Source organism: Virgisporangium aliadipatigenens (assembly GCF_016863615.1).
Lineage (GTDB): Bacteria > Actinomycetota > Actinomycetes > Mycobacteriales > Micromonosporaceae > Virgisporangium > Virgisporangium aliadipatigenens.
The window spans coordinates 1-12,501 of record NZ_BOPF01000005.1; the positions used below are offsets into that span (position 1 = coordinate 1).

14 protein-coding genes are annotated in these 12,501 nt (G+C 72.8%); 7 read left to right on the forward strand and 7 right to left on the reverse strand.

The window, feature by feature from the left end; translation table 11 throughout:
- Positions 1 to 290: 290 nt before the first annotated feature.
- Complete coding sequence (locus Val02_RS08735) at positions 291 to 677, forward strand: hypothetical protein (RefSeq protein WP_203898436.1); 387 nt, start codon at positions 291 to 293, stop codon at positions 675 to 677.
- A gap of 10 nt (positions 678 to 687) precedes the next feature.
- Here Val02_RS08735 and Val02_RS08740 read toward each other — a convergent pair whose 3' ends face one another.
- A complete protein-coding gene (locus Val02_RS08740; protein WP_203898437.1) occupies positions 688 to 1,050 on the reverse strand; it encodes a nuclear transport factor 2 family protein in 363 nt (120 codons plus the stop codon).
- A gap of 24 nt (positions 1,051 to 1,074) precedes the next feature.
- Between Val02_RS08740 and Val02_RS08745 the strand changes: the two genes are divergently transcribed.
- The 4 genes from Val02_RS08745 to Val02_RS08760 all read left to right on the forward strand — a co-directional run bounded on the left by Val02_RS08745 (position 1,075) and on the right by Val02_RS08760 (position 5,749).
- A complete protein-coding gene (locus Val02_RS08745; RefSeq protein ID WP_203898438.1) occupies positions 1,075 to 1,527 on the forward strand; it encodes a MarR family winged helix-turn-helix transcriptional regulator in 453 nt (150 codons plus the stop codon).
- A 477-nt stretch (positions 1,528 to 2,004) separates the two neighbouring features.
- Positions 2,005 to 2,592: a DUF3455 domain-containing protein gene (locus tag Val02_RS08750; RefSeq protein WP_203898439.1), complete on the forward strand. Its 588-nt coding sequence runs from the start codon at positions 2,005 to 2,007 to the stop codon at positions 2,590 to 2,592.
- 198 nt (positions 2,593 to 2,790) lie between these two features.
- Positions 2,791 to 4,809, forward strand: a complete 2,019-nt coding sequence (locus Val02_RS08755) for an Hsp70 family protein (RefSeq protein WP_203898440.1) — start codon at positions 2,791 to 2,793, stop codon at positions 4,807 to 4,809.
- A gap of 28 nt (positions 4,810 to 4,837) precedes the next feature.
- Positions 4,838 to 5,749, forward strand: coding sequence for a PfkB family carbohydrate kinase (locus Val02_RS08760; RefSeq protein ID WP_239152600.1), 912 nt, complete (start codon positions 4,838 to 4,840; stop codon positions 5,747 to 5,749).
- Between the two features lie 8 nt (positions 5,750 to 5,757).
- On the opposite strand, the gene Val02_RS08765 is transcribed toward Val02_RS08760, so the two are convergent.
- The 3 genes from Val02_RS08765 to Val02_RS08775 are packed head-to-tail and all read right to left on the reverse strand — an operon-like array spanning position 5,758 to position 7,895.
- Entirely contained in the window at positions 5,758 to 6,216 is a 459-nt protein-coding gene (locus Val02_RS08765) for a nuclear transport factor 2 family protein (RefSeq protein WP_203898441.1), read from the reverse strand.
- Positions 6,200 to 6,817: a DedA family protein gene (locus Val02_RS08770; RefSeq protein WP_203898442.1), complete on the reverse strand. Its 618-nt coding sequence runs from the start codon at positions 6,815 to 6,817 to the stop codon at positions 6,200 to 6,202. The genes Val02_RS08765 and Val02_RS08770 overlap by 17 nt, the downstream gene beginning before the upstream one ends.
- On the reverse strand, positions 6,810 to 7,895 hold the full coding sequence (locus Val02_RS08775; RefSeq protein WP_203898443.1) for an FAD-dependent oxidoreductase: 1,086 nt from the start codon (positions 7,893 to 7,895) through the stop codon (positions 6,810 to 6,812). The genes Val02_RS08770 and Val02_RS08775 overlap by 8 nt, the downstream gene beginning before the upstream one ends.
- A gap of 63 nt (positions 7,896 to 7,958) precedes the next feature.
- Between Val02_RS08775 and Val02_RS08780 the strand changes: the two genes are divergently transcribed.
- Positions 7,959 to 8,867, forward strand: a complete 909-nt coding sequence (locus Val02_RS08780) for a LysR family transcriptional regulator (protein WP_203898444.1) — start codon at positions 7,959 to 7,961, stop codon at positions 8,865 to 8,867.
- Positions 8,868 to 8,914: 47 nt separating this feature from the next.
- Here the strand turns inward: Val02_RS08780 and Val02_RS08785 are convergent, their stop codons facing one another.
- Positions 8,915 to 9,559 (reverse strand): HAD family hydrolase, encoded by a 645-nt coding sequence (locus Val02_RS08785; RefSeq protein ID WP_203898445.1) that lies wholly within the window; start codon positions 9,557 to 9,559, stop codon positions 8,915 to 8,917.
- 137 nt (positions 9,560 to 9,696) lie between these two features.
- Here Val02_RS08785 and chvE point away from each other — a divergent pair, with 137 nt between their 5' ends.
- Positions 9,697 to 10,818 carry a multiple monosaccharide ABC transporter substrate-binding protein gene (gene chvE / locus Val02_RS08790; protein WP_239152602.1) on the forward strand — a complete coding sequence of 374 codons (1,122 nt, stop codon included), beginning with the start codon at positions 9,697 to 9,699 and terminating at the stop codon, positions 10,816 to 10,818.
- Between the two features lie 11 nt (positions 10,819 to 10,829).
- On the opposite strand, the gene Val02_RS08795 is transcribed toward chvE, so the two are convergent.
- Both Val02_RS08795 and Val02_RS08800 read right to left on the reverse strand, forming a co-directional pair.
- Positions 10,830 to 11,918 carry a hypothetical protein gene (locus Val02_RS08795; RefSeq protein ID WP_203898446.1) on the reverse strand — a complete coding sequence of 363 codons (1,089 nt, stop codon included), beginning with the start codon at positions 11,916 to 11,918 and terminating at the stop codon, positions 10,830 to 10,832.
- Positions 11,918 to 12,490 carry a SigE family RNA polymerase sigma factor gene (locus Val02_RS08800; protein ID WP_203898447.1) on the reverse strand — a complete coding sequence of 191 codons (573 nt, stop codon included), beginning with the start codon at positions 12,488 to 12,490 and terminating at the stop codon, positions 11,918 to 11,920. The genes Val02_RS08795 and Val02_RS08800 overlap by 1 nt, the downstream gene beginning before the upstream one ends.
- Between the last annotated feature and the right edge of the window lie 11 nt (positions 12,491 to 12,501).

Consider the following 12,501-nt stretch of genomic DNA (forward strand, 5'->3'; position numbering starts at 1 on the left):
GGCTGCGGCGGCCACGCCCGAGGACCACACCAGAAACCCCGAACCAGCGGCTATCGCCAGCAACGGTACGACGGCTTTCCTGAACCTCATCGTTCGACCCTGCGCATTCTGTGGGGTGGTCATCTCGGTAACCCACTGTGCAGAGGTCGGTTCAGGGTGGGCTCAAGTGCGGGTACGGGAACGCGCAAATCCGCAGGTCAGAGCCGGTGCGTGCGAACTGTGCGCTGAGGGCGCGTGCACAATGAGTGAGCTTGCTCAGGGTGGTGGCCGGGAGGCCGATACGCGTGCGTATGAACGACGTTCGGCGGCCCGCGCACGCGATCGCGGAGTATCTGCGGCTCCTGGACAGGAGCGGCCTGCCGGAACTGTATGCGGCCGAGGCGCTGCTCGACGCCCTGTGCCGGCGTGCGAACGCCTCCGGCGGTGCCCTCCTGCGGATCGACCCCGAGGGGGAGACGCTCACCGTCGCGGCGGTGCGTGGGTACGTGGATCCGTCGGTGGGCGGGCGGGCGTTCGCGTTGGCGGCGGACTCGGCGCTGGCGGCGCTGTACGTGTCGGGTGCGCCGCACGAGGTGCGCGGGGCCGCGCTCTCGCCGGAGGTGCGGGAACTGGTGCGCGACGCCGAGACGGTGCTGGCGGTGCCGGTGCGTTCGGGTCTGGTGCTGCTGGGGCCGTAGGTCGACGGGGTCAGGGGGCTATGTCGGCCGCGCGCAGTGCGTGCGCCACGTCGGCGTGGCGGGCGAAGCGGACCACGCGTCCACTGTGGACGGTGAAGTGGGATGCCACCACGGTCGCGGTCGCCGGGTCGGCCTGCCATACCGCCTCGGACTCCACCACGACCGCGCCGTTCGGGCCCTCGAAGGTGCGCAGCGCTGTCCAGATGAGGCCGGCCCGGTGCAGCCAGTCGTCCAGCGCTTGCGTGCCGTGTGCGGTGCCGCGCGGGCCGACGATCTCGATGTCGGGAGCGGAGAGGGCGCGCAGGGTTTCGGCGTCGCCGCTGCCGGCCGCGGCGTGCCAGCGCAGTGCGATCTCGACCGTGGACGTGTGCATATCGCACACGTTAACGTGTGCAATGTGCACGCATCAAGCAGAGGGGCCGGGCCGGCGCTGTTCCACCTCGTGCGGTACTGGTCGCGGCGTTGGGCTCCGGGGGTGGCGGCCGGCACCGACTCGGCCGTGCAGGACATCCTCGTCGTGGAGGCCGTGGCGGCGTCGGCCGCGGGGGCGGACATCGGCGAAAGGGCCGTCACCGTCACCGATGTGGCGGAGCAGCTCGGGCTGGACCGGTCCGGCGCGTCGCGGCTGGTCTCGGCGGCGGTCGCGCACGGGTATGTCGCACGCGCCGCCGCCGGCGGGGACGCGCGCCGGGCGGCGCTCACCGTCACGCCGGCCGGGGCCGAACTGCTCGCCGCCGCGCACGCCTGGCAGGACGGCGTCTTCGCCGAGCTCACCGCCGGCTGGAAGGCCGACGACGTCCGCCGGCTCGCCGGATACCTGCGCCGCCTCGCGGCCGCGAACCCTCCGTGAGCGCGCCGAGAACCCGCCGCCCGGGAGTGCCGACGAGCCCGACGTCCGAGTGCGCCGGCTGGGGTGCGTCGACGAGTGACCGGAGGACACGTCAGGTACGTCATCTCGGCCGAATGAGGTACCTGGTGTGTCATCCGGTCATCGGTGCCCGCCCGGCCGCCGGCCGCCAGGGAGCGGAGTGCGGACGTGGCAGCGGAGCGGCCGATCACGCGGAGCGGATCGGCCCGGAGCGGTGCGGCCCGGGAGGCAGCGGTCGCGCCCCCGACGGACGCGCGCAAAGAAGAACCTCACGGAGACAGAGCAAGGGTGACGCCACGGACGCGCGCAAAGAAGGCGTCACGGAGGGAAGCGTTACGGACGGGCGCGAACGGCGATCCGGCTGCCCTTACGCGCATGAAATCCCTGGATCCCTTATACAAACCTGAAGAAAGGGTGAAGCGCTGAACTGTCCCCCCGGGTCCGCCCGTCTGGTTGGTTATGACAGCGCGTAATCGCAAGTCCTGGACGAAGTTCGCCGTGGTGGGGGCATTCGCGGCGGCTCTCGTGGCCGGCGGGACCACCTATGCTTTTGCCGACACCGCGTCGGCGCAGACCTCGATCCCGGGTCGCTTCTCTCTTCCGGCCGGCGCGCCGACGCCCGGTGCCGGCTTCAAGATCCATTCGGCGTACAAGGTCGTCACCGGCGTGCAGATCTACACCTGCACCACGCAGGCCGACGGTACCGGCGCCTGGTCGGGCTCGTCGACGCCGGACGCGACCCTGCTCCGCTACGGCACGCCGGGCCGCATCAAGCACGGTGCCGGGCCGCGGTGGACCTACACCCGGGACGGTTCGACGCTGCTCGGCCAGCTGCCGCCGGCCCAGTCGGTGCCGAAGGAGGGCACCATCGCGTGGCTGCTGCTGAACGTCACCCACGAGTCGGCGGGGGCGCTCGACCCGGTGACCCACATCAGCCGCGTGCGCACCAGCGGCGGCGTGAAGCCGACGACCGCCTGCACCCCGGGCGTGACCAAGGACGCCCGCGTCCGCTACGGCGCCGACTACGTCTTCTGGACAGCGGCCTGAGGCACTGACGGGCCAGGGCCTGAGGTAGCGAGGGGCGTGTCCGCCGGACGGCGGGCGCGCCCCGAAGAATGCGCCCGAAGAGCCGTCACACAAACGAGTTTCATGATCGCGAATTGTTAACTGTCGCGAAACTGACGTCTTCTACCCTGCTGCGAGCATTCACACATTGACGCTCCGCAACAGGTGGGAGACCGCCCCATGGCACATTCCCTGCTGGTGGTGGATTGCGGAACCTGGGCAACAGCCGCTGCCTCGGTCCTGGACGACCGGATGAACGTCCTTCCCGATCCCTCCACCGGCGCACCCCGCTGGCCCTCCGCGGTTTATCTCGAAGAGGGGAACCTGCACGTCGGTGGCGCCGCACTCCGCCGCCGCGACCACAACCCGGCCGGCTTCGCGCCCGGCGTGCGCCCCGCGCTCGACGTGGGGGAGCCGGTGCGCTTCGGCGCCTGGCAGGTCGCCACCGACCAGGCCCTGGCGGCCTACCTCTCCACCGTCCGCGCCGAGGCCGAACGCCGTCACGGCCTCGCCATGGACCGATTGGCGCTCACCCTGCCGCCCGACTACGAGCGCGCCGACCCGCGCCGGGAGCTCGTCGTCGCCGCCGCGTCCGCCGCCGGTTTTCCCGATGTCGAACTGGTCGGGGCCGCCACGGCCGCCGTGCTGGACCCGGCGCTGGAGCCGTTCGAGGACGGGGCGCACGTGCTCGTCTGCGACCTGGGTGCCACCTGGACGGTGAGCCTCCTGCGCCTGCGCGGCGAACGGGCCGACACGCTCGCCACCGAGACCGCCGGAGCCCGCCAGGACGTCGACGAACTGCTCCTCGGCGACCTGCGCGTAGCCCTGTACGACTGGCTCGAACCCCGCATCGAGGACCCCGCCGTCCTGCACCGCGCGCGGGACTTCGTGCGGGGGCTCAAGCACCGGCTGCGCGACGCGGAGGAGGTCGTGGACCAGCTGGCGCCGGACGCGCCGCCGTTCCGGCTCACCCGCATGGACCTCGAACGCAGCGCCGACCCCGGCCTGCGCTGGCTGCTGGCCAGTGCCCGCGCGGTGGTGGCCCGCGCCGGGGCGACGCTGCCGCAGCTGGCGGGGGTCGTTCTGGTGGGTGGGGGTGCGCTGCTGCCGCACGTGGCCGCCACCCTCTACAACGGCCTCGGTGTGCGGATCCACCAGACCGCCGCCCCCGAACTGGCGATCCTGCGCGGCGCCTGCCGCTGGGCGACCGGTGCGCGCACGCTCGCCGCTGAGCCGCCCGGCTGGCGGGTCGAACCGCTCTCCTGGGCCGTTCCCGAGGAGGGCGCGCGGCTGCTGCGCTGGCTGGTCGAGGAGGGCCGCCAGTACCGGGCCGGGGACCTGCTCGCGCAGGTGCGCACCGCCGACGACCGGGTGTTCGACCTGACGGCGGCGCGCGGCGGAACGCTGGTGGAGCAGCGGTGCGGCATCGGTGCGCACGTTCGGCCGGCGACCGTGGTCGGCACCGCCCGGGCGGCCGAGGCCGACGACACCTACGCGCGGCGGCACCACCTGACGAACACCGGCGAGTGGGTGCTGACCCCGGATCACCGCTGGCTCGTCGAGTGCGTCGGCGGCGGCGCGCACGTGCGCGTGCGCACCATCGACGACGCGGCCGTCGTCCACGAACTCCAGACCGACCGGCCGCTGCACGGGCACGTCTTCTTCGACCCGGCGGGTCAGCTGCGGCTGGTGTCGTGGGATCCGGAGGGGCGCTTCTACGTGTGGGACGTGGCGTCGGGGCGGCTGCTGACGACGTTCACCGAGTCGGGGCCGCCGGTGACGGTGCTGGTCAACGAGGCCGACTGGCGGCTGCTCGCCGAGGCCGACGGCGGGGTGCGGGTGGGCCGGTACCGGCGTTCCGTGGCGACGCTGTGGGACCTCGGCACCGGCAGCAAGTTGGAGAAGGTCGTGGGGGAGGAGTGGCAGCGGCGGCACCCGGGCTACACGGGGCGCACGCGCGTCGACGGGTTCCGGACCGAGACGGTGAGCCCCGACGGGCGGCTGCGCGTCTCGACCGACCAGGTCGGCAGCCACACCGCCGCCGTGTCGCTGATCGAGGTCAAGAACGAGCGTGAGCTGTTCCGGGTCGACAGCGGCGTCGCGCAGCGGGTGCGGGCGGCGTTCAGCGCGGACGGGCGGCACCTGCTCGCCAACTGGCAGTCCGAGGGCAGCAGTTGGGTGGACGTCTGGCAGATTTGATCGCCCCCGACGCGGGTAGCACGACGGGGTGGACAGGCCTCGCGTGGTGGTGTTCGGGCAGCTCGCCCGGGATCTGGTGCTGTGCGCGCCGGAGATCCCGGACGCCGGTTCGTCGGTCGACGTGCGCGAGCGGGTGGAGGAGTTGGGCGGCAAGGGGGCCAATCAGGCCGTCGCGCTCGCCCAGCTCGGCGCCCGCCCGTCGCTCGTGGCCGTCGCCGGTGACGACGACGTCGGTGACGCGCTGCTGGCCCGCGCCGCGTCCGACGGGATCGACGTCTCCGGCGTCGTGCGCCGTCCGGGTCCGACCGGGCTGATCGTCGAGGTGCTGTTGCCGTCCGGGGACTATCGCTATTTCGAGCATCTGGGGGAACGGGTTCAGCTGCACACGAGCGACGTGACGTCGTCCGCGTCCATTGTGGAGGGTGCGGCGGCGGCGCTGGTGCAGTTGCAGCAGCCGGCCCCGGCCGTCGTGTCGGCCGCCCGGCTGGGGCGCACCGCGCGCGCCCTCGTGGTGCTCGACGGCGCGCCGCCGGACGGCACCCGCGACGACCTGCTCCTGCTCGCCGACGTGCTGCGGGCCGACGCCCGCGAGGCTCCACAGTGGACGGACGTGTCCAGTGTGGACGGTGCCGCGCTGCGGGAGGCGACGGAAGCCCTGCTGCGCCGCGGGCCGCGGGTCGTGGCGCTGGCCCTCGACGGCGGCGGCAACCTGTTCTCCTGGCGGGATGAGGAGACGGTGCACCACCTGGTCGTCCCCGACGGCCCCGAACGGGTGCGGGACACCACCGGCGGCGGCGACTCGCTCGTGGCGGCGCTGACCGTGGGGCTGCTGGCCGGCTATCCGGTCCCGGACGCCGCCCGGTGCGCGGTGGCGGCGTCCGGCCGTACCGTGACGCGGGTCGGCGGCCGCCCGGACCTCACCGGCCTGTTCCCGCGGTAGCCCACCCGTCAGCGCGAACGGGCGGCCGCGATGTCGTACACCTCGGCCGAGCCCTCGAGCGGCCCGGTGCGCACCACCGTCCACTCCCTGACCCGCCACTGCGACCCCACCGCCACCAGCCGGAACTCGCACCGCCCGCGCATCGTGCAGAAGTCCACGGTGCCCGGCCCGGTGCTGACGTGGTGGTAGGCGACCACGTAGGCGTGGCAGTGCGCCGCGTCCCCGTCGACGGTGACCAGCAGGTTGGAGAGCGCGTGGTGCGTGGTGTCGAACCCGTCGAGCGACCGGCGCGCCAGCGCGGTGAACTCCGCCGCACTCAGCTCGACCGCGGGACCGCCCCGGTGCCGGGAGGCGTCGTAGCGGACGCGGTCGGCGACCAGGGCCCGTAGGCCGGCCCAGTCCTTCCCGTCGCAGGCGTAGGCGAGCCGCACGACGGCCTCGGCGACCCGTTCACGTTCGGTCGGCATCGCCGGCTCCCCTGCGGCGGCGCGCGTGGCGAACGGCCTCCACGATCACGGTCACCACGAGCGCCAGGCCGACCCCGACGGCGATCCCGTACAGCGGGTTGTCCCGGAAGAGCGCGCCGCCCACGTATCCCGACAGGACGGTGTAGCCGCTCCAGGCGACGGCGGCGATGCCGGTGAAGAAGGCGTAGTGCCCGAACGGGTAGCCGACCATTCCGGTGGTCAACGTCGCGAGGTACCGCCCCACCGGGATGAACCTCGTGGAGACGAGCACGAAGCCGCCGCGCCGGTCGAGTTCGGCGGCGAGCCAGTCGTGGGTTCTACGGCGCTTGGTGCCGGGCGGCAGGCGCTTGAGGAGGCGTTCCTCCATGGCCCGGCCGACGCCGTAGGGGACCAGATCGCCGAGGAACGCCCCGAGCGCGGTCGCCGCGATCACCGCCACCAGCTCGGTCTCCCCGCTGGCCGCGTAGACCCCGGCGAGGATGACGACGGGTTCGCTCGGAATCAGCGGGAGAAAGGAGTCGAGCAGCGAGACGGCGATCAGGATCGCGTAGAGCCACGGCGACGAGACGAACGAACGCGTCAGTTCCAGCCAGTCAACCATCGAGCATCCAGCGGGTGAAGCGGGCGTACCGCTCGGCGAACGCGGCGGCGTCGGCGGCGGACTCCACCGCGGCGGAGAACTCCCGGACCCGATCGAAGCGCAGCATCCGCGCCTTCTCGTACTCGCGCAGCGCGAGCGACAGGTCGGGTTGCGCGCTCAGCGTGCCCGCCAGAACGCCCACGTCCTCGATCCCGAGCGTGCCGCCGGCCGAGATGTGCGGCGACAGCGCGTGGGCGGCGTCGCCGATCAGCACCGTGCGGGCACCGGTCCAGGTCGGCAGCGGCGGCACCATCATGACCTGGTTGGCGAGGATGGACTCCTCGGGCGTCGCCTCGATCATGCGGATCAGGTCGTCGTGCCAGCCGTCGTCGTTCATCCGGTGCGCGCGCTCCAGCGCCTGCTCCCGCTTGCTGCCGCTCAGCTCCCCGCAGCCGAACTGGTTCACCATCCACATGGTCGTGTCGCCGGAGATGCGGGAGTAGCCGCCCCGGGTGCGGTCGCGGCCGACGGTCAGCACGGTGCCGTCCCGCCGTTCTCCGCCGGCGGGGACCAGTGCGCGCCAGGAGTGGTGCCCGGCGTGCGGCACCGCCTCGCTGCCCGGCACCAGCTGCGCCCGAACGTCGGAGTAGACCCCGTCGGCGCCGACGAGCAGGTCGCCGGTGAGCACCTCGCCGGTCGACAGGTGCACCGCCACGTCCTCCGCGCGTTCCTCGAACCGGACGACCCGGGCCGCGAGGCGGATGTTCGACCGGCCGACGGCGTCGGCGAGCAGGTCGTTCAGGGGTGCGCGCGGCACCAGCGTGAACCGGTGGTGCGCGTCGGTGAACCCCTCGGCGCGCACCCGACGACCGGCGGGGTCGTAGAACCAGGTGTCGACCGTCCGGCCGGTCCGGGCGATCCGCTCGGCGGCACCGATCCCCGCGAACACCCGAAAGGCGTTGGGCCACAGGCCGATTCCGGCGCCGGCGGCGCGGATGGCCGGTGCCCGTTCGGCGACGGTCACCTCCCATCCCGCCTGGCGCAATACGGCGGCCGCGGTCAGCCCGGTCAGTCCGCCACCCGCTACGACAACTCGCATGCGCCGATCCTGACCGGCTCAGGACATGACTTCAAATGCATAGAAGATATGGTTCGCATTACCATGGTGCATATCGACCTGAACCTGCTCCGGGCCCTGGACGTCCTGCTGGAAGAGGGCAGCGTCGGCGCCGCCGCCGATCGCCTGCACCTGTCGCAGCCGGCCATGAGCCGCACGCTGGCCCGCATCCGTCGGGCCACCGGCGACGAGATCCTGGTGCGCTCCGGCCGCGGCATGGTCACCACGCCCTACGCGGAGAGCATCCGCGCGGAGGTGCACGCGCTCGTGCATCGCGCGCAGTCGCTGCTGCACCGCGACGCCGACGTCGACCTGCGCACGATCGCGCGCACGTACACCCTGCAGTGCAACGACGCGCTGGCGGAGTTCCTGGCGCCGCGCCTGGCGCGCATCCTGCCGGCCGAGGCGCCGAGGCTGCGCCTGCGCTTCCTCGCCGAGCCGGCGTCGACCTCCGACGACCTGCGGCGCGGGCACGTGGACCTGCGCGTCAGCTCCGATCCGGCGGAGTCCGCCGAGATGCAGTCCTCGACGATCGCCCACGACCGGCTGGTGGCCGCCGTTCGCGCCGACCATCCGCGCCTCGACGCGCTCGGCTCCCCGGCGGGCTTCGCCGGCCTCGGGCACGTCATCGTCTCCCGCCGGGGCCGCCTGCACGACCTGGTCGACGACGTGCTGGAGGCGGCGGGCCTGCGCCGGCACGTGCTGCTCACGGCGCCCACCGTCGCCATCGCCATGCAGATCGTCGCGGCGGGCGACCTCGTCGTCTGCGTGCCCGGCGGCCTGCTCGCCGCACAGTTGGCGAGCTACGGGCTCGCGTCGCGACCGCTGCCGGTCGAGGTGCCGGCCGTTCCCGTCGTGCTGGCCTGGCACCAGCGGCACGCCCGCGATCCGGCGCACCGCTGGCTGCGGGCACACGTCCGCCGGCTCATCCTCGAGCAGACCTCGGCCGCCTAGGCGGGTCGTCGTCGACGCACCACAGTGGACAGTGCACAGTGGACGTTCTACAGGGCGGCCAGCCGTTCGACGGTCAGTTCGCGGATGTCGTGCACCGTCAGGGCGGCCAGCGCCAGCGCGTCCGGCGCCGGTGGGTACTCCGGGCGCGGCACCGCCACCACCCGCGTGCCCGCCGCGTGCGCCGAACGCAGGCCGTTGCTGGAGTCCTCGACCGCCGCGCACTCCGCCGGGGACAGGCCGAGCCGCCCGACCGCCGCCAAATACACGTCCGGGAACGGCTTGCCGCGCGCGACCTGTTCGGAGGAGACCCAGGGCACGTCGAGCCCGATCGTCGCCAGCACCACCTCGATCAGCCGCGGCGGCGACGAACTGGCGACCGCCACCGGCCAGCGTCCGGCCACGGCGTGCGCGGTCTCGGCGGCCCCGTCGATCAACGGCAGGTGCCGCGTGTACTCGTGTGCCATCGCGCTCACGACGTCCTCGGCGACCGCCTTCGGGTCCAGCCCCGCGATGTCGAACTCCGTCGCGAGGTACGCGGCCCACTCGGGCGTGCTCATGCCCATCAGCCGATGCTGCGCGTCGTCGGGCCACCGGCCGCCGTGGTCGGCGACGTAGCCGCGCCGGACCCGTTCCCAGACGACCTCTGAGTCGACGATGACGCCGTCGAGGTCGAACACCACCGCTGCGATCATGGGTCGACCGTATCGCGGAGGAACGACGCGCACGCCGCCGCTGTCGACGGCGGTGGCTGGACCGACACCGAGCGGGCCGGGCGGCCTTTTCGGCTATTTGGGCCGTGAAAGCGAAATTTTGTCATCAGAATGGTCGGGTGGACATTGCCGGCGTGCGCGTGCGGCGCAGAACTCTCTCCGCTGCACTGGCTGCCTCGGCGGTGTCGGCGGCGGCCGGCTGCGCGAGCACCGCCGACGACGTCGTCAACGCCGTCAAGCCGCCGGACCGGGGCACCGTCGGGATCTCGATGCCGACGAAGAAGCAGACGCGTTGGATCGCCGACGGCGAGAACATGGTCAAGCAGTTCACGCTGCTCGGCTACAAGACGACGCTGGAGTTCTCCGAGGACAGCGTGCAGGACCAGGTCACCAAGCTCGACGGCATGATCGGCGCGGGCGTCAAGGCGCTGCTCATCGGCGCGGTCGACGGGAGCGCGCTGACCCAGGTGCTGGCGAAGGCCGCCGCGGCGAAGATCCCCACGATCGCCTACGATCGGCTGATCCGTGACACCGGCGACCTCAGTTACTACGCGACGTTCGACAATTTCAAGGTCGGTGTGCTGCAGGCGAACGCCATCGTCGACTTCCTCGGCCTGGCCACTCCGGGCGGGCGTCCCGTCACCGTCGAGATCTTCGCCGGCTCACCGGACGACAACAACGCGACCGTCTTCTACAACGGCGCCATGAGCGTCCTCCGCCCGTACATCGCGGCCGGGCGGCTCCTGGTGCGCAGCGGCGAGACCACGTTCGACCAGGTGGCCACCAAGGGCTGGGACGGCGCCAAGGCGAAGACCCGAATGGCGCGGATCCTCGCCGCCGGCTACCCCACTGTCGTGCTGGACGGGGTGCTGGCCCCGAACGACGGCATCGCCCGGGGCATCCTGGAGGCGCTCACCGAGGCCGGCTACGGCACGCCCGCGAAGAAGCTGCCGGTGCTGACCGGTCAGGACGCCGAGCTGGAGTCGGTGAAGCTGATCGCCAAGGGCCAGCAGACGCAGACGGTCTACAAGGACACCCGGGAACTGGCGAAGGTGGCCGTGCAGATGACCAACGCGCTGCTGACCGGGGGCGAGCCGCGGATCAACGACACCACGCAGTACAACAACGGCGTGAAGACGGTGCCGACGTTCCTGCTGCAGCCGGTGAACGTGGACAAGAACAACTACCGGCGGGTGCTCGTCGACGGCGGGTACTACAAGGCGGCCGAGATCGACGGCTGAGCGCTCGTCGATCAGTGCCAGGTGCGGGCGCCGGGGAGCAGAAGCTGTTCGACCGGTGGCAGGGCGGCCGTCTCGGTGACCGTTCCGGTGGCCGGGTCGAGCAGTCCGACCCGCGTCCGGCCGTCGAACAGCGCGATGCCGCCGGGCGCGTACGCGACGGGGCGCCACGTGCCGTCGGCGGGCAGGTCGAACCGGCGCAGCAGCGCACCGGTCTCGGCGTCGACCTCGAGCACGCCGACGGTCCGGTTCGGCTGCTGCCGGATCTCGAACGCCAGGCGGCGGCCGTCCGGCGAGACGAGGGCCGGCATCGTCGCGCCGGTGAGCAGTTCCTGCCCGGCCGGCAGGGCGGCGTCCAGCGGGGCCAGCGGGCGTTCGGCACCGGTGGCCGGGTTCACCAGGCGGGGCGGCTGCGGGCCGGTCCACCCCGGGGGAGCGACCACGAGGTCGCCGTTCGGCAGGACGGTGTGCACGTCGGTGCCGTCCGGCGGCGTGTAGACGACCTCGGTGCCGTCCCGCAGGTCGACGCGGGCGAACTCGTCGGGGCCGCTGCCGCGGCGGAAGCCCCACATGAGCAGCCAGCGGCTGTCCGCCGACCAGGTCATCGGGTTCCACTCCGACGCGTGGTACTCCCGCGGCAGCGGCCGGTCGCCGGTGCCGTCGGCCGTGAGATCGCGCAGTTTGAAGACCTGACGCCACCCGTCGCCGTCGGTCAGCAGCCAGCGGCCGTCCGGTGACAGCGACGGGATGTTCCAGTTCGGGCCGCGCACGCGGTACTTGTCGCCGTCGGCCATCACGACGACGAGCTCGATGCACGGGCCGTCGCAGCGTGGCCGGTAGATCAGGCGGACCCGGCCGAGCGCGCCGTCCGGGAGGTTCTCCACCTCGACGACGTTCGGGGACCGCGCGGGTGCCGGCTGCACCAGCGGTGCGCCCCTCGGCCACCAGAGCACACCCGCCACGAGCGCGAGCACCGCCGCGACCGCGCCGACCGTGGCGGCCACCCGCCGCTGCCGCATCGCCCGGGCGGCCGCGAGCGCCCGGTCCGGATCGGTGTAGTCGGGAACGTCGCGGGCCAGCTCGTCGAGGAGTTCGCGCACCATCACGTCACCTTCCCGAGGTCGACGGCCAACTCGCGGAGCCGCGCGAGCGCGTCCGACGTCGTGCTCTTGACGGTGCCGGCGGAACAGCCCAGTTCGCGCGCCGTCTCCTCGACCGACAGGTCGGCGAAGTAGCGCAGCACCACCACCGCGCGCTGCCGGGCGGAGAGGTGGGCGAGCGCGGCCAGCAGCGTGACCCGGCGGGTGACCCGCTCGGCCTCGTCGACCCCGCTCGGCACCGCGTCGAACGTCGCCGGCAGCCCGACGTGCTCGTAGCGGCGGCGGCGCCACCAGGTCGTGCGCTCGTTGAGCATGATGCGGCGCACGTACGGCTCCGGGTCGCCGCCGGCGGCCAGCCGGCCCCAGCGCGTGGCGGCCCGCGCCAGCGCGGTCTGCACGAGATCCTCGGCCAGCTGGTGGTCGCCGGTCAGCAGGTACGCGACCCGCGACAGCGCATGCCCGCGCTGCCGCACGAACTCCCGGAACTCCACACCAGTACACACGTCGACGGGCCCGGCGAGGTTGGGTCGTCGTTCGTTTTGTCCGGTGTCACGCGGGGTACGCGAGACGATCATGCCGTCGAGTG